This window comes from Nitrospinota bacterium (genome assembly GCA_016235255.1).
Taxonomy (GTDB): domain Bacteria; phylum Nitrospinota_A; class UBA7883; order UBA7883; family JACRLM01; genus JACRLM01.
Genome location: JACRLM010000041.1, coordinates 17,157 through 40,684, shown reverse-complemented (window position 1 = coordinate 40,684; position 23,528 = coordinate 17,157). Strand labels below are relative to the sequence as shown.

The 23,528-nt window shown below is 57.6% G+C and carries 25 protein-coding genes; 13 read left to right on the top strand and 12 right to left on the bottom strand.

The genetic code is table 11. The annotated features are described in order from the left end of the window. Positions 1-231 precede the first annotated feature (231 nt). Positions 232-1,512, bottom strand: coding sequence for an adenosylhomocysteinase (locus HZB29_05665; protein ID MBI5815080.1), 1,281 nt, complete (start codon positions 1,510-1,512; stop codon positions 232-234). A 17-nt stretch (positions 1,513-1,529) separates the two neighbouring features. After that, complete coding sequence (locus HZB29_05660) at positions 1,530-2,708, bottom strand: methionine adenosyltransferase (GenBank protein MBI5815079.1); 1,179 nt, start codon at positions 2,706-2,708, stop codon at positions 1,530-1,532. Positions 2,709-3,113: 405 nt separating this feature from the next. On the opposite strand from HZB29_05660, the gene HZB29_05655 reads away from it, so the two are divergent. From HZB29_05655 to HZB29_05640, 4 genes are all read left to right on the top strand, one after another. Beyond that, on the top strand, positions 3,114-3,893 hold the full coding sequence (locus tag HZB29_05655; GenBank protein MBI5815078.1) for a hypothetical protein: 780 nt from the start codon (positions 3,114-3,116) through the stop codon (positions 3,891-3,893). Next, the gene (gene acpS, locus HZB29_05650; GenBank protein MBI5815077.1) at positions 3,853-4,332 is read left to right on the top strand and encodes a holo-ACP synthase; all 480 of its coding nucleotides are present in this window, start codon (positions 3,853-3,855) and stop codon (positions 4,330-4,332) included. The genes HZB29_05655 and acpS overlap by 41 nt, the downstream gene beginning before the upstream one ends. A 67-nt stretch (positions 4,333-4,399) precedes the next feature. After that, a complete protein-coding gene (locus HZB29_05645; protein ID MBI5815076.1) occupies positions 4,400-4,681 on the top strand; it encodes a BrnT family toxin in 282 nt (93 codons plus the stop codon). After that, on the top strand, positions 4,665-4,922 hold the full coding sequence (locus HZB29_05640; protein ID MBI5815075.1) for a BrnA antitoxin family protein: 258 nt from the start codon (positions 4,665-4,667) through the stop codon (positions 4,920-4,922). Before HZB29_05645 ends, HZB29_05640 begins: the two co-directional genes overlap by 17 nt. Before the next feature lie 24 nt (positions 4,923-4,946). Here HZB29_05640 and HZB29_05635 read toward each other — a convergent pair whose 3' ends face one another. From HZB29_05635 to HZB29_05615, 5 genes are all read right to left on the bottom strand, one after another. Further along, positions 4,947-7,526: an RDD family protein gene (locus HZB29_05635; GenBank protein MBI5815074.1), complete on the bottom strand. Its 2,580-nt coding sequence runs from the start codon at positions 7,524-7,526 to the stop codon at positions 4,947-4,949. After that, positions 7,523-8,971 carry a tetratricopeptide repeat protein gene (locus tag HZB29_05630; GenBank protein MBI5815073.1) on the bottom strand — a complete coding sequence of 483 codons (1,449 nt, stop codon included), beginning with the start codon at positions 8,969-8,971 and terminating at the stop codon, positions 7,523-7,525. The genes HZB29_05635 and HZB29_05630 overlap by 4 nt, the downstream gene beginning before the upstream one ends. A 183-nt stretch (positions 8,972-9,154) precedes the next feature. Beyond that, entirely contained in the window at positions 9,155-10,102 is a 948-nt protein-coding gene (locus HZB29_05625) for an N-acetylneuraminate synthase family protein (protein MBI5815072.1), read from the bottom strand. An 18-nt stretch (positions 10,103-10,120) separates the two neighbouring features. Beyond that, positions 10,121-11,140, bottom strand: a complete 1,020-nt coding sequence (locus tag HZB29_05620; protein MBI5815071.1) for a polyprenyl synthetase family protein — start codon at positions 11,138-11,140, stop codon at positions 10,121-10,123. 609 nt (positions 11,141-11,749) lie between these two features. Beyond that, positions 11,750-12,679, bottom strand: coding sequence for a tetratricopeptide repeat protein (locus HZB29_05615; GenBank protein ID MBI5815070.1), 930 nt, complete (start codon positions 12,677-12,679; stop codon positions 11,750-11,752). Positions 12,680-12,883: 204 nt separating this feature from the next. Between HZB29_05615 and HZB29_05610 the strand changes: the two genes are divergently transcribed. Together HZB29_05610 and nusA are read left to right on the top strand one after the other, a co-directional pair. Next, positions 12,884-13,351, top strand: a complete 468-nt coding sequence (locus HZB29_05610; GenBank protein MBI5815069.1) for a ribosome maturation factor RimP — start codon at positions 12,884-12,886, stop codon at positions 13,349-13,351. A 3-nt stretch (positions 13,352-13,354) separates the two neighbouring features. After that, positions 13,355-14,461 (top strand): transcription termination/antitermination protein NusA, encoded by a 1,107-nt coding sequence (nusA, locus tag HZB29_05605; protein ID MBI5815068.1) that lies wholly within the window; start codon positions 13,355-13,357, stop codon positions 14,459-14,461. A gap of 35 nt (positions 14,462-14,496) precedes the next feature. On the opposite strand, the gene HZB29_05600 is transcribed toward nusA, so the two are convergent. Next, complete coding sequence (locus HZB29_05600) at positions 14,497-15,120, bottom strand: DUF599 domain-containing protein (GenBank protein MBI5815067.1); 624 nt, start codon at positions 15,118-15,120, stop codon at positions 14,497-14,499. A 214-nt stretch (positions 15,121-15,334) separates the two neighbouring features. On the opposite strand from HZB29_05600, the gene HZB29_05595 reads away from it, so the two are divergent. The 6 genes from HZB29_05595 to HZB29_05570 all read left to right on the top strand — a co-directional run bounded on the left by HZB29_05595 (position 15,335) and on the right by HZB29_05570 (position 18,805). Next, positions 15,335-15,706, top strand: a complete 372-nt coding sequence (locus tag HZB29_05595) for a helix-turn-helix transcriptional regulator (GenBank protein ID MBI5815066.1) — start codon at positions 15,335-15,337, stop codon at positions 15,704-15,706. 83 nt (positions 15,707-15,789) lie between these two features. After that, the gene (locus tag HZB29_05590; protein MBI5815065.1) at positions 15,790-16,794 is read left to right on the top strand and encodes a carbon monoxide dehydrogenase; all 1,005 of its coding nucleotides are present in this window, start codon (positions 15,790-15,792) and stop codon (positions 16,792-16,794) included. Beyond that, positions 16,791-17,090 carry a ferredoxin family protein gene (locus HZB29_05585; GenBank protein ID MBI5815064.1) on the top strand — a complete coding sequence of 100 codons (300 nt, stop codon included), beginning with the start codon at positions 16,791-16,793 and terminating at the stop codon, positions 17,088-17,090. Before HZB29_05590 ends, HZB29_05585 begins: the two co-directional genes overlap by 4 nt. Before the next feature lie 107 nt (positions 17,091-17,197). After that, complete coding sequence (gene trxA / locus HZB29_05580) at positions 17,198-17,524, top strand: thioredoxin (GenBank protein MBI5815063.1); 327 nt, start codon at positions 17,198-17,200, stop codon at positions 17,522-17,524. A 282-nt stretch (positions 17,525-17,806) separates the two neighbouring features. Then, positions 17,807-18,388, top strand: coding sequence for a hypothetical protein (locus tag HZB29_05575; protein MBI5815062.1), 582 nt, complete (start codon positions 17,807-17,809; stop codon positions 18,386-18,388). A gap of 33 nt (positions 18,389-18,421) precedes the next feature. Next, on the top strand, positions 18,422-18,805 hold the full coding sequence (locus tag HZB29_05570) for a prepilin-type N-terminal cleavage/methylation domain-containing protein (protein ID MBI5815061.1): 384 nt from the start codon (positions 18,422-18,424) through the stop codon (positions 18,803-18,805). A gap of 11 nt (positions 18,806-18,816) precedes the next feature. Here HZB29_05570 and mtgA read toward each other — a convergent pair whose 3' ends face one another. Next, positions 18,817-19,533: a monofunctional biosynthetic peptidoglycan transglycosylase gene (mtgA, locus tag HZB29_05565; GenBank protein MBI5815060.1), complete on the bottom strand. Its 717-nt coding sequence runs from the start codon at positions 19,531-19,533 to the stop codon at positions 18,817-18,819. A gap of 283 nt (positions 19,534-19,816) precedes the next feature. On the opposite strand from mtgA, the gene HZB29_05560 reads away from it, so the two are divergent. After that, positions 19,817-21,220, top strand: coding sequence for an undecaprenyl-phosphate glucose phosphotransferase (locus HZB29_05560; GenBank protein MBI5815059.1), 1,404 nt, complete (start codon positions 19,817-19,819; stop codon positions 21,218-21,220). A gap of 84 nt (positions 21,221-21,304) precedes the next feature. Here HZB29_05560 and HZB29_05555 read toward each other — a convergent pair whose 3' ends face one another. From HZB29_05555 to HZB29_05545, 3 genes are read right to left on the bottom strand one after another with little or no spacing between them, the layout of a single operon-like run. Continuing rightward, a complete protein-coding gene (locus HZB29_05555) occupies positions 21,305-21,550 on the bottom strand; it encodes a YgiT-type zinc finger protein (GenBank protein MBI5815058.1) in 246 nt (81 codons plus the stop codon). A 2-nt stretch (positions 21,551-21,552) separates the two neighbouring features. Beyond that, positions 21,553-21,885 carry a DUF4258 domain-containing protein gene (locus tag HZB29_05550; GenBank protein MBI5815057.1) on the bottom strand — a complete coding sequence of 111 codons (333 nt, stop codon included), beginning with the start codon at positions 21,883-21,885 and terminating at the stop codon, positions 21,553-21,555. Next, positions 21,882-23,474, bottom strand: a complete 1,593-nt coding sequence (locus HZB29_05545) for a PAS domain S-box protein (protein MBI5815056.1) — start codon at positions 23,472-23,474, stop codon at positions 21,882-21,884. The genes HZB29_05550 and HZB29_05545 overlap by 4 nt, the downstream gene beginning before the upstream one ends. Between the last annotated feature and the right edge of the window lie 54 nt (positions 23,475-23,528).

Here is a 23,528-nt window from a genome sequence, read left to right as displayed (position 1 = left end):
GCTAAAGCGGGCTCCATGGGGGGCACAAAACAGTCGTTGTCTGAGCGCAAAGAGGCCGTCAATCCGCAATTACGGGGTAAATGATGGATCAAAACCACGATGCTGGAATTATGCAAAGGTCTCCTTGTAAAGGGGGAGAAAAATGATCCCACGCTCCCGTGGCGCCGCGCATAAAAAAGAGCGGGGTGAATATCACCCCGCTCTTAAAAGCGATTGACGGCGAAAGTATTCTTACGTCCCGTGCTGCCAGCTGGAAAGGTAGTGCGCCTGCTCTGGTGTCAGCTTGTCTATGCCGATACCCATCGTGCCAAGCTTCAGCGTGGCGACCAGCGCGTCTATCTCCCGGGGGACGTTGTGCACGGCCACGGCCTGCTTCCCCTTGTTCTTCACACCCCATTCGGATGCGAGGGCCTGGGTGGCAAAGCTCATGTCCATCACGGAAGCGGGGTGCCCTTCGGCGGCGGCCAGGTTTATAAGCCTCCCTTCGCCGAGCACATAAACCGTCCTGCCGCCGTCCAGCTCGTAGCCGTCCACGAAGTTACGGATGTTTTTCGTCTTCTTCTTGGCGATGGCCTCAAGCCCCTTGATGTCTATCTCGATGTCGAAATGGCCGGAGTTGCACACCATCGAGCCGGATTTCATCTTCTTCATATGCTCCGGCCGGACAACGTGCATGTTGCCGGTGACGGTTATGAAAAGGTCCCCCTGCGGCGCGGCCTCTTCCATGCTCATCACAAGATACCCGTCCATGGCCGCTTCAAGCGCCCGGATCGGGTCCACCTCGGTGACGATCACCGTGGCGCCCATGCCGGAGGCGCGGGAGGCCACACCCTTGCCGCACCAGCCATAGCCGGCCACCACGACTTTCTTGCCCGCCAGCAATATGTCCGTGGCGCGGATGATGCCGTCGAGTGTGGACTGGCCAGTGCCGTAGCGGTTGTCGAAAAGGTGCTTGGTGTCCGCGTCATTCACCGCGATCACCGGGAATTTCAGCACACCGTCCTTTTCCATGGCGCGAAGGCGGATGACGCCGGTGGTGGTCTCTTCCATGGAAACATACACCTGCGCCGCCAGGTCCTGCCGTTTGGTGAGGATCATGGTGACCAGGTCCGCCCCGTCGTCCATCGTCACGTTGGGATTATGGTCCAACGCGCTGTTAAGATGCTTGTAGTACGTCTCGTTGTCCTCCCCCTTGATGGCGAACGTGGGGATACCGTAATGCTTTGTCAGCGCGGCGGCCACGTCGTCCTGGGTGGAGAGGGGATTGGAGGCGCAAAGCACCAGGTCCGCCCCGCCGGCTTTCAGCGCGCGGCAAAGGTTCGCGGTCTCTGCGGTCACATGCAGGCACGCGGACATCCGCACGCCAGCCAAAGGTTTTTCCTTGGCGAACCTGTCGCGGATCGTGCGGAGCACCGGCATGTCGCCGTCGGCCCATTCAATCCTGCTTCGCCCCTTGTCGGCGAGGTTCATGTCTTTAACGTCGTGGTTTAGCGCCGTTTGAGTCGTCATCATTCTTCCTTTTATTTAGATTACAGCCCCGCCGCCTTGCGAAGCGCGTCGGCCTTGTCCGTTTTTTCCCAGGTGAACTCCGGCAGCTGCCTGCCGAAATGGCCGTAGGCCGCGGTCTTGCGGAATATGGGCCGGCGCAGCTCCAGCGTCTTGATGATGCCGTACGGGCGCAGGTCGAAATGCTCACGCACGATCTTCTGGATTTTCTCCTGGTCAATCTTGTGGTGGCGCGTGCCGAAAGAATCTATCAGCACCGACACGGGCTCCGCCACGCCGATGGCGTAGGCAAGCTGCACTTCGCACTTGTCCATGATCCCCGCGGCCACAAGGTTCTTGGCCACATAACGGGCCATGTACGAGGCGGAGCGGTCCACCTTGCTCGGGTCCTTGCCGGAGAAAGCGCCGCCGCCGTGGGATCCCACGCCGCCGTATGTGTCCACGATTATCTTCCGGCCGGTCAATCCCGTGTCCCCGTGGGGGCCGCCGATGACGAACCGCCCGGTGGGGTTGATGTGGAATTTCACCTTTTTCTCGTCGAAAAGATGCTCTGGCATGACCGGCTTTATTATCTTCTCGATCACTTCCTTTTTAAGGTCTTCCTGCGAGATGTCGTCGCTATGCTGGGTGGAAAGCACCACCGTGTCTATCTTGTGGGGTGTCCTGTTCACATATTCCACCGTCACCTGCGACTTGGCGTCCGGCCTCAAGAACGGCATCTTGCCGTTCTTGCGCATCTCGGCGGCCTTGAGCATAAGCTTGTGCGCCAGCAGGATGGGCATGGGCATAAGCTCCGGGGTCTCGTTGGTGGCGTAGCCGAACATGATCCCCTGGTCGCCCGCCCCCTGGTTTTCCGGGGTCTCGCGCACAACGCCCATGGCGATGTCCGCCGACTGGCCGTGCATCACGTTGAGCACCCCGCAGGACTTATAGTCAAATCCCATGGCCGACTCGTTGTAGCCGATCTCCTGCACCACGTCCCTGGCGATCTGGGCCACGTCCAGCTTCACCTTCGGGTCGCAAGTGTACTCACCGCCGATAAGCACAAGCCCGGTGGTGCAGAATGTTTCGCATGCGACGCGGGCATAGGGGTCCTGCCCGATGACGGCGTCTAGCACCGCGTCGGAAATCTGATCGCATATCTTGTCCGGATGTCCTTCGGACACCGATTCAGAAGTAAAAAGATAGTTAATGCGTCCCATAACGCTCCCTTAAATAATCCGATTGAATTGTTACGAAAAAAGAAAACCTAATCTTACCGTAAATTTTCGTTTTCGCAAGGAAAATTTAGAAGAAGGGTGGATTGACCACAGAGGCGGATACAGGATGAAATAACCACAGAGGCACGGAGGCACAGAGGGGAGGAGGTGAGGAACTGATGCAAATTATTTCAATTCCACATTCATTATAGATGCGAGAAACCACGAAGCCTTTGAGATATGGGGGAAATATTATCTTTTTTCTTTTCTTCCCTCTGTGCCTCCGTGCCTCTGTGGTTGATAATTCCTGTTTACGTCCGTTTGGTCCGCGTGTCATTATTCCGCCGTTGGCGTGGTTTGGCACGGAATGTGGTTTTCATTTATGGTAGCGGTTATGGCGTCAACTTAATGACGGAGAGCTACGTTTTGGATCAGGACCACAACAGGGCGGACGGACGGCGGGTAGCCACTGAAAAAGAGGTGGCTGGAGCGGTGGAGACGCTCGAGAAGATTCTCGTCCGGTTCCGGGGAAGCCTTAAATACCGGCGGGAGCGGCGCGCCCGCCAGGTGGAGACCCTGGAAAAACTTACCGCCTTGCGCAAAGAAACGGTCGCCTCCCTTAAAAACATCGTCACAAACACCGACCGGCTGAAAAAAGAAATCTCACGCGCGAAGGACGACGCGGCCAGGCTTTCCCGGGAAGAGACCTCCCTTAAGGGAAAGTACATGGAATTGCTTTCCGGCCGCATGCCCGCCGAAGAGGGGGGAATTGCGGGATCCTTTGATTCGCTTTTCGCCCCGCAGGACGTGGACCTGGCGGACCGGCGGGAGAAATTCCTGGGCAGGCTCAAGTCCTCCTTCGCCGGACTGGACGCAAAACTCTCCGAAACCGCCCGCAAACGAGGCGAATCGCAGGAAAAAATGGAACAGGGGGGCCAGAAGATAAAAGCTTTCGACCGCAAGCGGCAGGTCCTTTTCCAGAAGCTGGAGATATATAAGGGGGAGTCTTCCCGCATCGAACGTGAGCTTAAGATCGCCGCCGATGAGGAGGAGACGCTGCTCAAGGAATACGAGGATTTCGTCCGGCGGTTCAAGGCGTCGTTGAGCGTTCCCCCAGCCGTGGAGAAGATCGTTCAGCGCGCCTTCGATGAAATGGAGAAAGAGGCCGCCGGGCACGCTGGCGAATAACGCTTCTTCTGTTATCATATCCCCCATGAGCCCCGATCCATCAAGACCACAGCCCCGCGTCTCCATAAGGACAGGAGTGGACATCTGCGACCCCGCCCGGATCAAAAAGGCGGTGGCCCGCCACGGCGAAAGGTTTTTGCGCCACATATTCACCCAGGGGGAGATGGACCGCTGCTCGCGCATGGCCGATCCCAATCCATCTTACGCCGCCCGTTTCGCCGCCAAGGAAGCGGTGATGAAAGTTCTGGGCAAGGGGATCGGCAAAGTGTCGTTCACTGAAATAGACATTTCGGCGGACGAAGAAGGGCGTCCGGTGGTGACGCTATCGGGCAAAGCGGAGAAAATCGCGCTGGAGCTTGGAATCGCTTCGCTGGACGTGTCGCTGTCGCACGAGAAGGGGATGGCGGTGGCGTTCGCCGCCGGGATAGTGGGGGGATAGGCGGCGGAATTTATAACGGCGGCCTTGGTTTCTGGACAAATACATATCATATGCATATAATAAGCCCATGAAACCTGGTGATGTTGTTTGGGACATAAGCAAGGCCGCCGCAAACAAGAAAAAACATGGAGTGGATTTCCACGACGCGGTGTCTGTATTTGAGGATCCATCAACCATCACCGTTGAAGACGAGAGACATTCCGAACAAAGGTTTTTGGCCATAGGACAAAATATCACCGGTGAAGTGATCGTGATCGTATTCGCATTTATGGATGACGGCAAAACACGTCTTATATCGGCAAGGAAAGCCACAAGACGGGAAAGGCAATACTATGAAAAAGGAAGTTGATTTTGGCAAAGGAAAGCGCGGCCCCATTGCGTCCACCAAAGGCAAGACCAGAATAACCATTTGCATAGACACGGACGTATTGAATTGGTTCCGCGCTAAATCCGAACGTGAGGGACGCGCTTACCAGCCATATATAAACGAGGCTTTGCGGGAATATACCAGGAAAGACCAGCGCGCCATTCAGGACATTGTGCGCGACACCATACGCGCGGAACTGAAGCTTTTACGAAAGGCGGTGTGAAGCGTCCTTTGCTCGCGCCCCCATCTAAAATGGCGGCCGCCAGGCTCCCATGAAATTCTTCCCGGCGATGAAAAGGGCGTTGGCGCGGCGGTCGTAATGGATGGAAGGTTCGCCGCTAAAATCGCCAAGCGGGATGGTCTGGGCCCCCACCAGGCCGGGATCCACCATCAACAGGTACATTTTGACGAATCCTCCGGCGGACGAGTCCTCAGCCAGCATTGCATAGCGCCCGGTTTCCGCCAGCAGCCATGATTTGCCGAAAGGAGGGGCGCCCATATTGAAAATGGAGGCGCCGGTCTTGCCGTCGGCTATTATCATCTTCTTGCTTGACGGGCAGTTCAAAATCAAAAGGTTCTTTAGCGTCCCGGTGAAAGCGCATCCTTTGGGATAGCCGAACGCGGAGATTCCGCTTTCCGGGCGAAGGGCGGCCGTGGCGGAGTATAGATAAGGCTGGCCGGACATGTCCTCCACGGGGAATATCAAGCGCCTGCTGATAGCCCATTTGACGCTGCCGTCTTTCATGTTCACAAGCGCCGTCCCGGCCGCGCCGCCAAACACCGTTTCCACGGCCGATGTCGAGGCCACCGGGCGCATCCCCGGCATTTTTACGAGAACCTGCCCGTCATTCTGCCGGTAAACTGTGGAGCCTTGTCCCTTTATCACCGCCGTGACAGTTTCCGCTGTGGCCGATAGACGCTCCACAGGCCCGTCCGCTTTTTTGCTCCACATAAACTTGCCTGCCCGGTCCAGCGATATCACGTTCCCTCCGGCGGCGATGGTGATGCCGGTGGAGTTGAACGCCGGTGGTGTTTCAGGCTTGGCGGGCAGAGCCGTTGACCACGCCACGGCGCCGTTCTGCCCCGCGATGGCGCCGATATTTTTCCCCGCGGTGAATATGTAATTGCTGGAGAAAGTATCCGCGAAGACCCTCTCAACATTCCGGGCAGGGGAGGCCCATATTTGCCTGCCGTTGTCGGGCATATACGCTGTTGCGATGCCATCTTCGGCCACGACGGCGGCCCGTCCGGGGGGCATTGCCGGTGGCGTGGCGGTCTTGCCGCTCCAATATGGCGTTGCCGACACGGCCATGTCCAAAGGCGCCGATCCACCGAACGCCACGGTGAAAATATCCGCCGCTCCCCCTTTCAGGTGTGTCCAGTTCAATCCGGCTATGGCCGCCATCAGGACAATCGCCGCCAGCCCCGCCTTTTCCTTCATGGGGGCGTTCGATGTGACGGCCAGCGTCCCCGCCATCCTGTCGTGCCAGCCGCGCCGGAGCGGATCGCGGATTGCCGCGATATACCCTATCGCCGGAATGAATGTGATCATCGTGACGAAAAGATAGCAGGTCCTGATGAACGCCCCCTTGAATCCCGGCGGAGCCCCGGTTTCCGCGTCTATCACGGCCACCCCGGCGGCCAGTTGCAAAGGGGTGGCGCCCCAAACGGCAACCGTCGCGAAGAAGTACGCGGTGAACATGGCGGAGGCAAGGATAAAAAAGGCGATTTTCGATCCCGCCGCCCCTTCCGGGAACATCGCCGCCAAAAGCCATAACAATCCGGCTATTTCTAAGACCTTCACGGCGCCGCGAAGCGCCATTCCGGCGGGGTTCAGCTCTCCGGTCAGGTCCAGATGCGTCCCGATCCCTTTTTCCGCCTCCCCCGGCAGGCAGAGTTTGCAATAATCCTTTTCCTCAAACCGGAACAGGCAGGCCACGCACACAGGCTTATCGCAAAGCGAGCAATGTTTCACCGCCGTTTCGTTGTGATGGAAATGGCACGCGGCCGGTGGGGTGAACGCGGAGGCTCCCGGGTTTTCTTCCCCCTCCACGCGGAATTTTATCAACAGTTTTTTTGATACGGCGTCGTCAAAGGCGCGTTCATGGCTGTCGGCGAGGTCTATAAGTATGTCCCGCGCGGAGAACCGGACGTTCGTCCTGTCTTTCCCCTCGATAAGGCGTTCCATTTTGTTGAGCAGTTCCGGGATGGAGCCGCCAGGGACGCAATGAAACTCCGATTCCGGGTCGGCCGCTATCTGCGCCGGTTCGTTGGAGACGATCACAAGCCCCGCCTCCTTTTTCGGCGAAATTATCCGCGCCCCGGCGCCCAACGTGTTCTCCACCAAACCGGCGGATGCGTACAGCTTTTTTTCGGGATTTATGTATATCCGCTCATACACCGGGGGCACGCGCGATTCCACGATCCTGTCCCACGCCGCCGCAAAACCTCTCTCTTTAAGTTTCGACGTGACCGATTTTAAGGCCGCCTGGTCAATGGCGGTCTCCTCCGTAAGGTCGGTCTTCCGGAAACGGATCAGCCTGCCGCAAAACAAAGGCTCCAGCGCGATCCTCCGCAAAAGTTTTGCCGTGATGATGTTGGCCGCCACGGAAACAAATTCAGCCGTCCCCTTGAATTTGCCCAGTTGCGCGAGCTTGCGCCCGGCAAGCTTTTTCAGCGGAGTCCGGTTCAGCTCAAGGCCGAACATTTTCCCGGCGAACGGGTCTTCCGGCCTTTCCTTGAGAGGAGTCTGGCACACGGCGCACTTGTCCCCCCCGGACGGCGGCATATTGACCATGCCGCAGCGGACGCACGCGGCGCCTTTCAAAGCACCAACCCCGAGACGAAGTAAAACCCGGCCAGCGCCACATACACCGGATAAAAGACGAGCGGGGCGAACCCGGAATATATCAGCCCGATCACCGCTATGGCGCCGGGCCACATGAGCCTGTTGAGCCACTCGCCGGAACGCGGCGCGGCGCATTTTAACAGCCAGCCACCGTCCAGCGGGGGGAGGGGGATAAGGTTGAACGCGCCGATGATAAGGTTTGCCACCGCCGACAGCGCCGTTATCTCAAGCGCCACGAACCAGAAAGCCTCCCATCGCCCGGACCCTGCATCCAACGGCGAGCCAAGCTCGGATGTGAACCTGAGATAAGCCTCGGGATGGTCAATGTTGTGGGCGGCGGCCACCGCCAGGAACAGCGTGAAGGAAACGCAGGCCGATGCGAAGCTGGCGAACGGCCCCATGCCGGCAACAAACGCCAGGTCCCTTGGATGCCGGTCCATCTTCATCGGATCGAAAGGGACAGGTTTTGCCCATCCGAACATCACCCCCGCGGCGATGTACACAAGCGCCGGGACGGCGATGGTTCCCAGAAACGACAGGTGGCGAAGAGGATCAAGCGAAAGCCTTCCGGCGTTGAGCGCGGTCCTGTCCCCGCACATGAGCGCCGCGGCGCCATGCCCAAGTTCGTGCGCCACCACGCCTAAGAAGACGCAATAAAGGAACATCGCCGCCAGAAGTCCGTCCATATAAACCGATTCGGAGCCGATCGTCTGGTAGATCGCCACAAAGGCCGCCAGCGGCAATATCCATTCCGCCGCCACAAGCCCGGTCTTTCCCCACCCGGCGCTTAAGACAAGGCCGGCCAGTTCCGCCAGAACATCGCGCCGAGGCGTGGCGGATGGGGCTCCGGTGGACTTTTCCTCGTCCTTTTTCTGCGCTGTGGCGATCTCCAGCATCAGGCGGGCCTGCTCATGGCCGGGATCAAATTCAAGCAGCCTGTGCAAGGCCGCCGCCCCCAGCGCCGGGCGCTTTAACTGGATGTAAAGCATGCCTGTCTTGAGCAGAGCTTCCCTGTTGTCCGGATCAATGTCGAGAATGCGTTTATACGCGGCCAGCGCGTCATAGGCCATGTTCGCCCTGGAACATGCGTGGGCGAGGGCGGAAAGGATTTCCACGTTGTCCGGGGCCTTGTCGGACGCGGCCCGGAACTTCGTCACCGCAGCCGGGAATTTTTGCGATTCTAAAAGCCGCGTCCCGTCTTCATGAAGTTCCGCGGCGTGCCTTGCCCGCGCCTCCGGGCTTGAAGGGGGCGGAACTTTTTCAGTCGGCGGCGGAAGTTTTTCAGTGGTGTTGTCCTGTGCGGGAATTTTCAACAGATTGCCGCATTTGGCGCATTTAACGGTGTAAAGCCCATCGCCGCCGGGATCTCCCGCGAGGGTGACTTGCGCCCCGCAGTAGGGGCATCCAGGGCGGCGGCTTGGCATCGGCTTCTCCAGAAAATTACCGGCTGGCCTATGGTAAGCCATGCAAGGCGCCCGATTCAACAGGCAAAGGGAAAGGACTGATTTACCGCAGAGTCACAGAGACACACAGGTAAAGAAATGAAGATAAGAATTAATTCTTATCTCTGTGTCTCTGTGACTCTGTGGTTAAAATTCTTTTCCCCGCTACAGGCTTTCCCCGGCCTTGTATGCACGGGGGGCGGGCTTGCCGAGAAACTCGTCCAGCCTTTCAAGCGGGGTGATCTGCGGCCGTACTAGTTTCAAACAATCAAGGGTCACGGTTTCCCCGGCGGCTATGTTACGCCCGGCGTAGATTCCGCGCCGCATCCCCTTTTTCTTTCCGGCGTCGGCCCGGGCCGCGTGATGATCCGCGGAAAATGCGTCCATCTCCAGTTCCAGGTCCTTCACGGCCTTCACCAACCGGGCCATTTCTTCCGGATCGGCGGATATCTTGTGGTCCGGCCCGGGGAGGTTTTTGTCTAAGGTGAAATGTTTCTCGATGGCCTCCGCCCCCAGCGCCGCCGCCGCCACCGCCGCGTTCACCCCCAGCGTGTGGTCGGAAAATCCCACCGGCGTTCCAAGCTCGGCCCGGAGTTTCGGGATCATATACAGCGCCACGTCCTGCGGGTCTGTGGGATAGTTGGACACGCAGTGCATCACGCACACCTCGCTTGCCCCTCCGTCGCGCAATATCCGCACGGCCCGGGCCGCTTCCTCTATGTCCGAAGCGCCGGTGGAAATGAACACCTCGCGCCCCTTGGCCGCCACGGCCTTGAGCAACACCGGATTATTGATGTCCATGGAGGCGATCTTAAAGCCCATGGGCGACAGTTTGTCCAGCACGTCCACCCAGTACGGGCTGAAGGGGGTGGACAGGAAACCGATCCCATTGGCGTCCGCCGCGTTCTTTAAGGCCGCATGCGCCGCCACGGATATTTCCCCCGCCTTGAAAATCGGATATAGCTCGTGATCCGGGAAATAAAGGTCGTCCGCGAAAAATGACTGGAATTTGACGGCGTCCGCCCCGGCTCCCGACGCCGCCTCGATCATGCGGATGGCAAGGTCTATGTCCCCTCCGTGGGAAAAGCCGATTTCGGCTATTACCAGGGCCATTTTGCGGACCGTGTCATATCATACGTTGCGGCTGACGATATATTCGGCTATGTAATGGAGAGCCTCCAGATGGTCCGACGGCGGGAACAGGGAAGCGATTGCCGATTTGGCCTCCTCGGCATAGTCCCTCGCCATGTCCATCGTGTGGATAATGGAGCCGCGCTTTTCCAGGATTGGCATGACTGCGCCAAGCTTGTCCGAAGCGGAGCCTTCCTGCTCTATCGCCTCGGCGATGATCGTGTTCTCCCTTTCGTTCGCCGCGGCAAGCGCGTGGATCAGCGGCATGGTGACTTTGCCGTCCACAAGGTCCGCCCCCAGCGGTTTGCCCCACGATTTTGCCTCGCCCACGTAGTCTAGCGCGTCGTCCACAAGCTGGAAGGCCACGCCGATGTTCTTTCCATACCTGGCCAAGGCGTTCTCCCTTTCCTCCTGCGCCCCGCCGAGCATGGCGCCAACCCGGCAGCACGCCTCTATCAGCGCGCCGGTCTTTCTGTATATGGTGTCCATGTACGCCTCGTTGGAGACCTCCAGGTTGCACGTGTTCACAAGCTGGAGCACTTCGCCTTCCGCCAGGCATTTTGTGGCGGTGGACATGGCGCGGATCACCCGGATGTCCCCGTCGGCGCTCATCAGGTCGAACGATTTGGCGAAAAGGAAATCCCCGACGAGCACAGAGGCCTCGTTGCCGAATTTTGCGTTGGCGGAGGCCGAGCCACGGCGCGTGTCCGCCTCGTCCACCACGTCGTCATGGAGCAGGGTGGCGGCGTGGATGTATTCGGCCACCACGGAGTTTGTTATCTGGCGCGTGGAGCCTGTGTATCCGCAAAGCCGGGACGAGACTATCAACAGAAGCGGGCGGATACGCTTGCCACCGCCGCCGATCAGATAGCCGGAAACGGCCGGGATGAGCGCCACGTCGGAGGAAAAATGGCGCTGGATGTCCTTTTCCACCCGGGCCATGTCTTCCGCGTAACGGACGGTGACCTCTTTAAAGTCCATGGCGGCCCGCTTTCCTTCCGCCTGAGTGGTTTCGCTCACAAAAGAACCGTAATGTTGTTTATTGCCGTAAGACCCGGTCAATCAAGTATGCGTTAGGGGTATGGAAGTGTCAAGGAAACGTAAGAATGAAGTCCACTCGGCCCTTGTTCAAAGCTTCCACGTGGTCTGGACTTTTGCAGCGCCGGCGTCCCGCCGGCAATTGCCGCCGTATACGACGGCGGGGTGACGCGCTTCGCGCTCAAACACCCCGCCGAGCGGTAAGACACCGGGGTGACCGTCCTTGCGGGCTACAACACCCCGGTGAGCGTTCAACCGGGCTAGCTGTCCGCAAACACGCTGGTTGTCTCTATCAGCGCTTCCCACAGTGGCCGCCTCTATTAGCGCTTCCCACAGTGGTCGTCTCAAGTGCGCTTCCTGTGGTCGTCTCAAGCACGCTTCCCCGTGGTCGTCTCAAGTACGCTTCCCCGTGGTCGCTGACCACGGATTCTTAAAGCGTGGAACCGGGGACTTTGTGGGAGCGCGGGCATCTTAACGCTGTCCGGGGTGTTGTAGCCCGCAAGGGCGGTCACCCCGGACTCATCAAAACGGACGGTTTATATTTTTGAAGGCGTATGGAAGCTTGCGGTAACCGCCCCGGCTTGTGCGGCATCAAGCGCTGGACACCTTCCGTATCGCCGCGATCAGGTCCGCCGCCTGTGTCTTGATCCCTTCGTCCACTCCGGGCATGGAGACCACAATCTGAAGCTGTTCTGTCGCCTTGTCCTTTTTGCCGCTCAGGTTGTAAAGGTTTGCCAGCAGTATCCTGCCATGTGGATAATCAGGAGCGTTGACCGTCATGGCCATCATTATCTTCTCCGCCTCGCCCACAAGCCCCGAGTTGAGCAGTATGTCAGCGGCGGTCATATAAGCTTCGGGCCGTTTGGGCGAAATGGACACCGCCGACTTGCACAACGAAACCGCCTCTTCGCTATCTCCGGCCTGCTCGGCCTGCCCTGCCTGGGTGAGCATCTGGACATACCTGTAGTCGGCGGAGCTAATGAACATGGCCGCGTGTTCCATGCCGTTTTCAAGCCTGGTGAGATAGGTCTGGGGAAGGTAGTCGGCGAACTCGTCCAGTGTCCACCATGAAAGGTGGTCTTCCCACTTGTTCTCCCCCCCGGTCGCGCGGAGCCATTCCTTGCCGATTGGGAGGTTTAATACAAGTCCCATGTCCGCCCGTTCCATGGCGCCGTGGAAAAGGGCCCATGCGTCGTCCTTTGAAAGGTGTTCAAGCATGTCGCCGATTATCACGATGTCGTAATGGCCGAGGGTGGCTATCACGTCACGGGCGTTGCCGATATGGATCTTGTCGTATATGAACCGCTGATGATCCTGCAGATATGGCTCATACACCTCGATCCCCTCGATCCGCGTCTTCCATTCCTGCTTTTTCACCCGGCCGGGGAATACGTCGAGCATCTCCCGGCACAAAAATCCCCACCGGCCGAAACCGATCCCCACGTCCAGCACGCTTTTGGGGCCGTTTACGATGACGTGGTACATCACCTGCCGCACGTGCCCGATGGAACTTGTCGCCATGGTTTTACCGCCAGTTAAATTTCCAGCAATACTAACATCACCGCCGCAAAACCGGAAGAATCCACGTTGCCCGCCGGAAAAATCCCCACCCCCCCTTGCCGCGCCCGGCCCCGTGTGGGATAATCAAAAGAAATTGAGGCGTTTTGCATTTTCAAGTGGACCGAGGTTTCTCGCCCACTTTTTTTATTTTTTGGATCGCAGATTATGACAATGGACATACTGGACAAAATCAGGGGCATTATCGAGCCCGTCGTGAAGGCCGAAGGGCTGGAACTATGGGACGTGGAGTTCGCCGGCGGCGGCGGCGGAAGGCGCACGCTGGCGGTGTATGTGGACAAGGAGGGCGGGGTGGACGTGGAGGATTGCGCCAGCGCGTCGCGCCAGATAAGCCTGGCCCTGGACTCGGAGGACGTGATCCCGGAAGCTTACATGCTGGAAGTCTCTTCCCCGGGGCTTACACGGCCCCTTAAAAAACCGATGGACTTCATCCGGGCCATAGGCAAGCTGGCGGCGTTCAAGCTTCGCGTACAGTTGGCCGGTTCCAACAAGATACTGGCCACCATCACAAGCGCCGACGAGAAAGGGGTGACCGTTTCCCTGAAAAAAGACGGGCAAATATTCACCATCCCATACCAGGACGTCGCAAAAGCGCACCTGGAAATAGAGTTTTAAAATATGACATCCGAATTGTTGAACGCGTTGAAGGGGGTGGCCGACGAGCGGTCCATGAAGGTGGACGATCTTGTGGCGGTCATCGAGGAGGCGGTGAAAATCGTCGCCGTCAAACGGCTGAACAGGGAGAACCTCGAAGTCCGGTTCGACCGGGCCAGGGGGGAGTTCGAGCTTTACGAGATACTGGAAGTGGCCGAGGAGCCGTCCGATCCGTCGTTGCAGATATCGCTGGACAGGGCTGTGATGATAGCCCCGGAGGCGTCCGTCGGTTCTACCGTGAAAAACCGGGTGGAGATGGAGGACCTGGGGCGGATAGCGGCGCAATCGGTGCGCCAGATGATTCACAAAAAGGGGAGGGAGGCGGAACTGCACCACCTTTTCCTTTCATACAGCGCCCGTAAGGGGCAGGTGGTCACCGCCAGGTTCATACGCAAGACCGACGCGGGGCTTGTGTTCGAGCTTGGCGAGCTTGAAGGGGTGGTCCCCCATTCCGAACAGCTTGCAAACGACAGGTTTGAGCGCGGAAGGCACGTGAAACTTGCCATAGCGGAGGTGGCGGAAGGTCGGCGTGAACCTATGATAACACTTTCACGTATACATCCTAACCTGTTGACAAAATTGATGGAAAATGAATCTCCGGAACTGGCCGACGGCACTGTGGAAGTAGTCAATGTGGCCCGGGACGGTTCTGGCAGGTCCAAAGTGGTGGTGAAAAGCAGGAAGCATGATATAGACCCGGTGGGGGCGTGCATCGGGCCACACGGGGCGCGGATAAAGCCTGTGATGAAGGAGCTTTCCGGCGAGAAAATAGACATCATCGGCTGGAGCGAAGACCCGAAAAAGCTGATCACCGCCGCGCTCGCCCCGGCCAAGAGCATGAAGGTGCTTCCGTCGGACAAGATAAAGTTCGCCGACGTGATCGTGCCGGACGGGGAGCTTTCCCTGGCCATAGGCAAAAGAGGGGTGAACGTGAAGCTTGCGGTGAAGGTCACCCGGTGGGACCTGGACGTGATGAACCAGAAGGAATACGAGGAGAAGATGGCCCGTATTGAAAAAAACAGCGGGGAGAGGGCGCCGATGGACCAGAAAGACACGGAGACGCGGAGTTAAGAGACAAGTCCCGTCTTTTTCCATTTTAACCGGCCTTAATCCGCCGTGCTTGTTGGCGCCCTGTCAATTCTGTAAAGCGCCACGATCAGGGCGATGGTGGCCGAGAGCATGAACTGCGGCCCGAACAGCCAGAAAATGAGCGGGACGGAAAAGTAGAAAGCCCGCATCCCCACGCTGTAATACTTCCCCGCCTGGTTTAAGTAAACGGCCACGTATTCCGCCGAAATCAGACTTTGGCCCATGGAAAGGGGGACGTTGATGAGGTATCCCACATGGTTGAACATGCGGACCGAAAGCGAAAAGCTGAAAAAGGCCGTGAAGAAGCAAAGAAGCACCATAATCAGCTTTAGCAGCCATATTTCCGCGCTTATGTCCCCCGGGTTCAATACATGCCATGTGGCGCCAAGCTTGTCCCCCTGGCCGCTGAGCGTGAGCACGCCTATCACCAGTATCACGGAGGTTGACGCCATGAGCGTGGCGGCCATGGTGGAGTTTCGCAGGGTCTGCACCGCCAGCACCCCGTCCTCGCCGCTTTTCATGATCCGTTCCACCCACAAGGCCCGTGCCTTGAAGTTGACCGACTGTATGGTGTAGCCGGGATCTTTTGCGATCCGGATGCGCAGATATACATGGTATGCCGCAAGCAGAACGGAGGACATGACGAAATATGCGCCGTCCTGCCCGCCTAATATGGCGAAATAACCGGGGAGATGTCTCAAAATCAACCGCCGTTATTGATGTCCTGTGATTCTTATATCAGACGTGCCGGAGATGTTCAACCAAGAAGCGGTCATCCGGATGACAGCCTGTGGCGCATATAAATCATTTTCAGAAATGCTTGACAGCCGCCATGGACAGTTGTACATTTGCACAATGACGCAAACAAACAAGACCGGGAACGCCTGTTGCGGGTTTGACGCCGGCGGCATGCCGTTCCGGATGCTAAAGGCGCTTTGCGACCCTTCCCGGGCCGCCATACTGGCCAAGGTCGCTTCGGCGGGGCGCCCCTTGACCGTTTCGGAAACGGCGGACGGAATGAATCTGGACATTTCCGTCGTCTCCCGCCACATGGGGGCGCTGCGTGATTCGGGAATTTTGATATGCGAGAAAAAAGGGAGGGAGGTCTATTGCCGGCTGGACACGGCGGCGGTGGCGGGCAAGCTTCGCGCGTTGGCAGGCGCGCTGGAGGCGTGTTGCCCCGAACGGAAAAAACCGGCTTCATCCATGGGAAAGAAAGCAAAATGAGCGCTTCGGACAATACGCCGGATATGGACGCCAGAGACGCTCAAACAACCTGTTGCGGACCGAAGGGCGGTGACAGGCCGGAGATGGAGGTTTTTACCACTATTGAAACGCAAAAGCCTGCGGCAATAAGGCCCGCCTCCACCCGGATCACATGGAGCGACACCGTTGACCACATCAAGGCGCGGCTGGGATGGAACAGGAGCGGGCACAGGGTGGCGCCGGGATTGTACTCCATCGGAAATCCGGTTCCAGCGTCGCCGGTGTTTGTCACCGCCAACTACACGTTAAGTTTCGATGCGCTTCGCAAAGCCCTGGCGGGGATGGACGGATATATCCTGGTTCTGGACACGAAGGGAGTGAACGTGTGGTGCGCGGCGGGGAAAGGGACGTTGGGCACGGATGAGCTTGTGAACAGGATCGCCAGCGTGGACCTGAAGGGGATTGTGGAGCATCGCCATGTGATCCTGCCGCAGCTTGGGGCGGTGGGGGTGGCGGCGCACCTGGCCAAGAAACGCTCCGGATTCAAGGTGGAATACGGCCCTGTGCGCGCGGAGGACCTGCCTGAATACATGAAAACACGCAAGGCCGCCCCGGAAATGAGGAAAGTCCGCTTCGGCCTTTGGGACAGGGCTGTGCTCATACCGGTGGAGCTTACGAATTATTTCATGCCGATGGCTTTATCTACACTGGCCCTTCTGTTGATTGGCGGCTGGATGCCGGGGATGGCGGTGTTTTCGGCCTTTTTCTCCGGCCTTTTCCTGTTTCCGCTCCTTCTGCCGTGGCTGCCGTCCGCCAATTTCAGCCTGAAAGGTTTTGCGCTGGGCGCGGTGACGGCGGCCCCTTTCATTTATCAGTCGCTGGCGGGGCAGGGGGAAACTGTGGACAGACATGGATGGGCTGGTTTTTACGCGCTTGCCATGCCGCCGGTGACAGCGTATCTTGCGCTTAATTTCACAGGCTCCACGCCGTTCACCTCCCTTAGCGGGGTGAAAAAGGAGATCGCGGCGTACACCCCGGTGATGGCGGCCATGGCCGGACTTGGATTGCTGGCTGTCGCGGGTATGTTTTTGGTAAAATGGATATCATGATAAAGAGCATGTATTCGGTGAACACCCTGCGCTACGACGCAGAGCTTTGCGTGAACTGCGGCGTGTGCATAATTGTTTGCCCGCACGATGTGTTCGCGGAAGGGGAGGATGTTGTGTCGCTTGCCCGTCCGGAGGATTGCATGGAGTGCGGCGCGTGCCAGAAAAACTGCCCCGTGGAGGCTATAGCCGTGGACAGCGGCGTCGGGTGCGCCGCGGCCCTCATCGGCGCGGCGGTGAAAGGCGGGGAACCGGCATGCGGCTGTGGAGAGGACTCTTCATCGTCGTCCTGCTGTTGACTTGATTTTCCGGACATTTGGCCCATTCCGGCGAAATCCATGTTGATTCCGCCGCATCTAATAGCTAAACTTGATTTACGTAAACGCGAATTAGGAGATTGTTGATAATGTCTGAGAACGTCGCGCATTTCACGGACGGCGATTTTGACGAGAAGGTTGTTAAATCCGACAAGCTGACGGTGGTGGACTTCTGGGCGGAATGGTGCGCCCCGTGCCGCATGATAGCCCCCGCCATCGAGGACCTGGCGAAGGAATATTCCGGCAAGGTGAACGTCGGCAAGCTCAACGTGGACGAAAACGGGCAGACCGCCACGCGCTACGGCATACGCTCCATCCCCACGCTTCTGTTTTTCAAGGGGGGACAGATCGTAAAGCAGGTCGTCGGGGTGAAGTCCAAGGGCGAACTTTCGGAGCTCATAAAGTCGAACATGTGATTTCTTTATCGCCTCCGGCGATAAATGGCATTTGACCACTGAGGCGCGGAGACACACAGATAAAGAGTCATCTTCTCTGTGTGCCTCTGCGCCTCTGTGGTTTTGTTAAGTTTTCCTTCCGTGCCACCCTTCATTTTCACAGAGCGGAATACTCGATTTATGTGGCGAACCGCCGATATTTCAATGTATCATCCATTCGATGCGATATTATTTATTGTATCGCCACGGCATAAAAACCGATGCCGTGAAAGCGTATAAACCAAAGGCGGACGCTGATTGAATATGAGTTCACGAGCCCGGCGGATGTGCCCCACCTTGGTGTTTCTCGCGTTTGCAACCATTGCGCTGGCCGGGTGCAAGCTCGAGTACGACGGCGAGGAGTTCTCCCTGAAAATAAAACCGGACGGATCGGGTGAGCTTGCCGTGACTTACTTGAATTTCGGCTCGCAGGAGACCATGTCCCACCTTCGCCGCAAAGACCTGGACGCATTGAGGGACCTCGCCCAAAACCCTGAGCATGTGAAAAAGGCCGCCGGCGACGGGGTGACCATCACCTCGCGCAGGCTGGACTTTGTTGAAAGCGCCATCCACGGATACGCAGAGGCCAGCGCCAGGCAATACGCCGACCTTTTCAAGGTGTTCACCAATTACAAGCTGGAAATCTCCAACAAGATATACATCATCCCCATGAACGGCGCCGTGCTGAGGGCCACGTTGAGCGAAGGAGGGGTGATAACCGTGAAGAACAAGCGGTATGCCTTTGCCTGGCCGCTGGAGGCCACGGACATATCGTTCAAGGCCACGTACAAGACAGGCGGCGCCAGGTACATTTTCGACCTGGAAAAGCAGATGGAAAAAAAGTGAGGCGGAACGTTTGATGGAGAATTGGAGAAAACGATGACATCCACACGGGTAAATTCAAGGAAAGAGGGCTTCACCCTGGTGGAACTGCTTGTCGTGGTGGCCATATTGGGTATCCTGGCGGCCATCGCCGTCACCATGCTCGGCGGCAACAAGGACAAGGCGAACTGCGCCGCCGTCAAGTCCGACCTGGCCAACCTGGCTCGCCACCAGGAGGCCTATTTCGTTGATGAACGGGTGTATGTGGCGATTAGCCAAAACGCTGACAGAAGCAGCAACATCCCCGGATTCACCTGGAGCCAGGGGGTGATCCTTGTCTCTTCCACCGGAACAAACTCCGGCTGGACCGCCACTGCAAGACATCCGGTATGCACCACGTCGCCATTCACATACGACAGCGCTGCGGGGGGATTGCGATAAGCAGTATCGTGTTATTCCTCTTCGGCCACATAGCCGCGTTTGACCATGATCTCGTAGATGGTGTCCGCCCTTTTTTTAACATAACCGTCCTGCCGCAACGGATTCAACTTGCGTGGATTGGGAAGCACCACCGCCAACCGCGCCGCCTCCCCGGCGTCCAGGTCCGCGGCGGACTTGCCGAAATAGCGCCTTGCCGCCGCCTCGGCGCCGAACACCCCGTCCCCCCATTCGATCACGTTAAGGTAAATCTCCAGTATCCTTTTCTTGGAAAGGGTGTTCTCCATCCGGTATGTGAGGATCGCCTCCTTGAGTTTCCTCGTCGGATTTTTCGACGGTGAAAGATACAGGTTCTTGACGAGCTGCTGGCTGATGGTGCTTCCGCCGGCCTTGAACTTTTTCGCCTTGATGTCCTTCTCCGCCGCTTTCTTCATCGCCTCGAAATCGAATCCGGCGTGGTTCCAGAACTTGTCGTCCTCGGCGATAATCACCGCGGTGCGCAGGTAGGGGGATATCCGGGAGGCGGGGACCCACCGCCAGTCAATCTTGACCTTGCGTCCGGCGCTCTGCCATTCCTCCTCGCGATACTTCATGAACGAAGTTTTCGCCGGATTCTCCTTTTTGAGCGCGGCGATGTCCGGCCAGGCGAAAAACCACGCCACCGACCCGGCGATGGCCATCACGGCGATAAACACAACCGCCTGGACCAGAGTGAATATCCGTGAAATCATAAGCGTTAAATTGTCCAAGTTATATCACCTGAGCTTTTTTTACAAACCCAATTGAATGAAGGCAGTGTCTCAGTTTGCTCTTTGATGTCATGCTGAGCAACGCGAAGCATCTCCATATTCTTGTTATTTCAAAGGGTACTAAAAGGAGATTCTTCGGCTTCGCCTCCAGAATGACAAACGAGACACTACTTATTAAACGAAACAGATGAAAAATAAATGGATTTCGATTATAATGCAAGGTCAACATGGTATGGCAAATGGCTGAATTGAAAGATATTACGGCATGTTAAGGAAGCACAACCAACTGTTTTTAAGCCTCATGGTGGGGCTGGACCTTCTGGTGGTGCTCGCCGCGTGGATCGCCGCGTATTACATCCGGTTTTACACAAGCCTGCTCCCCGTCCCGTTGGGGATTCCGCCCCTTTGGCAATACCTTCAATTCACCCCGATAATCGGGCTGGTCTGGCTTTTTTCGCTCCAGATCGGCGGGCTGTACACCCCCATGAGGTCGGACTCGCGGTTCAACGAGTATTTCCGCGTGTTCCGCACCGCCACTGGGTCCACCGTGATAATGATGGCGGCCACATTCTTTTACCGGGAATATTCCTATTCGCGGGCGGTGATGGCCCTGTTCTGGGGATTGAGCCTTGTGGGCCTTGTAGTGGCCCATTCCGCCGTGCGGGAGTTCCTGCGGCGCATGAGGGCCAAAGGATACAACCTGCGCTATGTGTTGATAGTGGGGGCGGGGGACCTGGGCAGGGCGCTTGCCGATACGTTTGCGCGGCATCCGGAGTCTGGCCTGTGCCTTGTCGGAATGCTTTCGGACGACCCGGCGGACATCGGAAAACGGATAGCCGGATTCGAGGTCATCGGCGCCATAGACGACGTAAAGGAAATCATCCAGCAGCGCACCATAGACCAGATTTTCGTGGCGCTCCCCCGCCACGCCGATGAACGGCTGGAAAAAACTCTCAACCTTCTGGGGGACGAGATGGTGGACGTGAAGCTTGCGCCGGACATCCTCCAGTTCATGCGCCTTAACGCCGGGGTGGAGGATTTTGACGGCATCCCGATAGTCTCCCTTTCCGAAAGCCCCATGTACGGCTGGAACGTGGTGCTAAAGCGGGTGTTCGACATAGTGGTCGCCACTATGTCCATCATATTGTGGTCGCCGGTGATGGCGGCGATAGCGGTGATGATCAAGCTGGAGTCGCGCGGCCCCGTGCTGTACCGGCAGGAGCGGATGAGCCTTGGCGGCGGGAAGTTCGTGATATACAAGTTCCGCTCGATGAAGCAGGACGCGGAGAGCGGCACAGGCGCCGTGTGGGCAGCCAAGGACGACGGCCGGCGCACCAGGGTGGGCGAGTTTATCAGGAGGACGAGCCTGGACGAGCTGCCTCAACTGTTCAATGTGGTCAAAGGCGACATGAGCCTTGTCGGCCCCAGGCCGGAGCGGCCGGTGTTCGTGGAGGATTTCCGCAAGAGCGTGCCGATGTACATGCTGCGGCACAAGATGAAGGCCGGAATAACCGGCTGGGCCCAGGTGAACGGGCTGCGGGGGAACACGTCGCTGGAGAAGAGGATCGAGTATGACCTTTATTACATCGAGAACTGGTCGTTGATGTTCGACATCAAGATCATATTGCTCACTCTCTGGAAGGGATTTGTGAACCGCCACGCATACTGACGGGTTTTCGCCAGGCTCAAGCCGGGGTTGCAACACCCCGGACAGCGGCAAGATGGACACGCTTATTGACCCGTCACGCCAGGTTTATGCGGAGCGGCGAGCGGGCAAATCAAAAACATCCAAAGGGACTGTCTTTGAGGGACGCTTGCGTCCATGGACAAGCTTGCGGATGCGCTCTGTGGTCTCCCGTGAAAAAGTGGCCTCGCCACAACGTGCGCAGACAATCGCAGGGATATGCTCAACAAGGGCGCGGCGTTCACCGATATTAAAAACTTCGCTCACGAACTCCCGTCCGGCCGATTCCCCTCCGCAAACATGGCATTTGAACATTCTTATATCCGTTTTTTATAGTCAGCCCACTTGCCCAAGTCCGGCTCGTAGATCGTTATGATTTTCACCAACTCCATATCTGTCAATGATACCTGAAAATGCAAAGGCCGTCCATTCGGTGTGAATCCAAGCAATAAAGCGCTGGGGGAGTATTTGTCCTCCGGATATTCTTCTATCACTTGGGCATTTGCGCCTAGGCTTCTGATTTCAGTTTCGCTTATATTGCGTTCGACCACACGGTGGAACGCGTGCCGGCTGAACTCGAACTGTCCGGCTTGTATTTGCGCGCGGATTTGCAGGATGTCCTTGAGGTTGCCGGGCTGAAGACCCGTCACGCCAGGTTCATGCAGAGCGTCACAGACGTCCCTTTGCCTTCTCCCATGCTTTCAATGGCAAGCCTGCCGCCGTGTATCTCCATGATCATCCGCGCCACGGTGAGCCCCAGCCCCATGCCGCCTCCCATGAACTTGTGCTTGCTGGATGTGTAATAGGCGGGATTCTCCAGCGAGAAATACGGCTCGAATATCTTCTCCTGCATCTCGGCGGCGATGCCGATGCCTTCGTCCTTCACCTCCACCACAGCCTTGGCGTCGTCCACCCAGGCCGTCACGTTCACGCTCTTGCCGTCCGGCGTGTACTTGGCCGCGTTGGAAAGCGCCTCGTTCACAGCGCGGGTGAGCAGCCGAAGGTCGCCAAGGGCGGAGCAGTCCTTGGGCAGCCGGCTTAAGTCCATCTTGATGTCCAGCTTGCGTTTTTCCTTTTCCACGGAGGATTTCAACGATTCAACGCTGGACTGGACCATAAAATACACAAGCACCTTGCTGAATGAATCGCCCCCCCGGGGCACGTTAAGCTCGGATATAAGGGTCGTCGCCGAAACCACGCCGTCCACGCACTGGTAGATGTTGTTTATCACTTCGTTGATCCGGGAGAGTGTCTCCTTGTCTGTCACCTGGCTCTCTATCCTGGAAACGAGCATTCTCAGAAGGTCGATCTTTATCAGCGGACTGCGAAGCTCGTGGGAGGTGACGGCGGTGAAATAGTCCCTCGCCTTCACGAAGGCCGATTCGCGGGTGACGTCCCTTTTGACCGCCACGAAGTTTGTCACCTTGCCCGTCTCGTCCTTTATCGGGGATATGGTGGCCGACTCGGAGTAAACGGAGCCGTCTTTTCTTCTGTTAACAAACGTTCCATCCCAAGTCTTGCCGCTTGCGATGGTGTCCCAAAGTTCCTTGTAAAAGGCGTCGTCGTGGGCGCCGCTTTTCAGAAGGCGGGGATTCTTTCCCACGGCTTCTTCCCGCGTAAAACCGCTCACCCTTTCGAATGCCGGATTGGCGTACTGGATCACTCCGTCGGTGTTGGTGATGATCACCACGTCGGCGGCCTGTTCTATCGCCGCGAACAGCCGGTCCCGTTCCCTCTGTGTTTCCTTCAGCCCGGTTATGTCCAGCAGAAATCCGTTCTGCCTTACGGATGCGCCCGACTGATCTGTCGTCACGGTGCAATGGTTGGAGACCCATCGCACGGAGCCGTCCTTGTGGATGATCCTGTGCTCGATGCTTTTTGCGGTCTTTTCGGCCATGGCGTCCCGGAGGAAGGCGGTGACTTTCTCCCGGTCGTCCGGATGCACCATCTTTATCCAGAGGTCCAGGTCGCGGTAATAGTCCTCCGGCCTATAGCCGGTGATTATCTCGCACTGGGGGCTGTGGTAAACGGCGGTCTGCTTGCCGTTGGTGAACTGTACGCTGTACAGGTATTCGGATATGGAATGGACCAGGTCGCGATATTTCGCCTCGCTGTCGGAAAGGGCCGATTCCGCGTTGGTGCGCTCTTCGGCGATTCTTACCATCTCGGTGACGCGCCACCTGAGCTCTTCAAGCTCTCTTTTCATCCGGCCGGTGGACACGGCGTTACTGGCAGCCAATTCTCCCACGCTCCTTTTCAAAAGCTCCCCCGCAAGCAGTTGTGTCGGTCAACA

Bases quoted from the DNA above. Each gene is read 5' to 3' on its own strand.
- HZB29_05600 (MBI5815067.1), bottom strand. From the start codon at position 15,120: ATGTCCTCCGTTCTGCTTGCGGCATACCATGTATATCTGCGCATCCGG.
- trxA (MBI5815063.1), top strand. From the start codon at position 17,198: ATGTCTGAGAACGTCGCGCATTTCACGGACGGCGATTTTGACGAGAAG.
- HZB29_05560 (MBI5815059.1), top strand. From the start codon at position 19,817: ATGTTAAGGAAGCACAACCAACTGTTTTTAAGCCTCATGGTGGGGCTG.
- HZB29_05615 (MBI5815070.1), bottom strand. From the start codon at position 12,679: ATGGCGACAAGTTCCATCGGGCACGTGCGGCAGGTGATGTACCACGTC.
- HZB29_05645 (MBI5815076.1), top strand. From the start codon at position 4,400: ATGAAACCTGGTGATGTTGTTTGGGACATAAGCAAGGCCGCCGCAAAC.
- HZB29_05555 (MBI5815058.1), bottom strand. From the start codon at position 21,550: ATGTTCAAATGCCATGTTTGCGGAGGGGAATCGGCCGGACGGGAGTTC.
- nusA (MBI5815068.1), top strand. From the start codon at position 13,355: ATGACATCCGAATTGTTGAACGCGTTGAAGGGGGTGGCCGACGAGCGG.
- HZB29_05590 (MBI5815065.1), top strand. From the start codon at position 15,790: ATGGAGGTTTTTACCACTATTGAAACGCAAAAGCCTGCGGCAATAAGG.
- mtgA (MBI5815060.1), bottom strand. From the start codon at position 19,533: ATGATTTCACGGATATTCACTCTGGTCCAGGCGGTTGTGTTTATCGCC.
- HZB29_05570 (MBI5815061.1), top strand. From the start codon at position 18,422: ATGACATCCACACGGGTAAATTCAAGGAAAGAGGGCTTCACCCTGGTG.
- HZB29_05655 (MBI5815078.1), top strand. From the start codon at position 3,114: ATGACGGAGAGCTACGTTTTGGATCAGGACCACAACAGGGCGGACGGA.
- HZB29_05575 (MBI5815062.1), top strand. From the start codon at position 17,807: ATGAGTTCACGAGCCCGGCGGATGTGCCCCACCTTGGTGTTTCTCGCG.
- HZB29_05625 (MBI5815072.1), bottom strand. From the start codon at position 10,102: ATGGCCCTGGTAATAGCCGAAATCGGCTTTTCCCACGGAGGGGACATA.
- HZB29_05665 (MBI5815080.1), bottom strand. From the start codon at position 1,512: ATGATGACGACTCAAACGGCGCTAAACCACGACGTTAAAGACATGAAC.
- HZB29_05660 (MBI5815079.1), bottom strand. From the start codon at position 2,708: ATGGGACGCATTAACTATCTTTTTACTTCTGAATCGGTGTCCGAAGGA.
- HZB29_05610 (MBI5815069.1), top strand. From the start codon at position 12,884: ATGACAATGGACATACTGGACAAAATCAGGGGCATTATCGAGCCCGTC.
- acpS (MBI5815077.1), top strand. From the start codon at position 3,853: ATGAAATGGAGAAAGAGGCCGCCGGGCACGCTGGCGAATAACGCTTCT.
- HZB29_05640 (MBI5815075.1), top strand. From the start codon at position 4,665: ATGAAAAAGGAAGTTGATTTTGGCAAAGGAAAGCGCGGCCCCATTGCG.
- HZB29_05630 (MBI5815073.1), bottom strand. From the start codon at position 8,971: ATGCCAAGCCGCCGCCCTGGATGCCCCTACTGCGGGGCGCAAGTCACC.
- HZB29_05585 (MBI5815064.1), top strand. From the start codon at position 16,791: ATGATAAAGAGCATGTATTCGGTGAACACCCTGCGCTACGACGCAGAG.
- HZB29_05595 (MBI5815066.1), top strand. From the start codon at position 15,335: ATGACGCAAACAAACAAGACCGGGAACGCCTGTTGCGGGTTTGACGCC.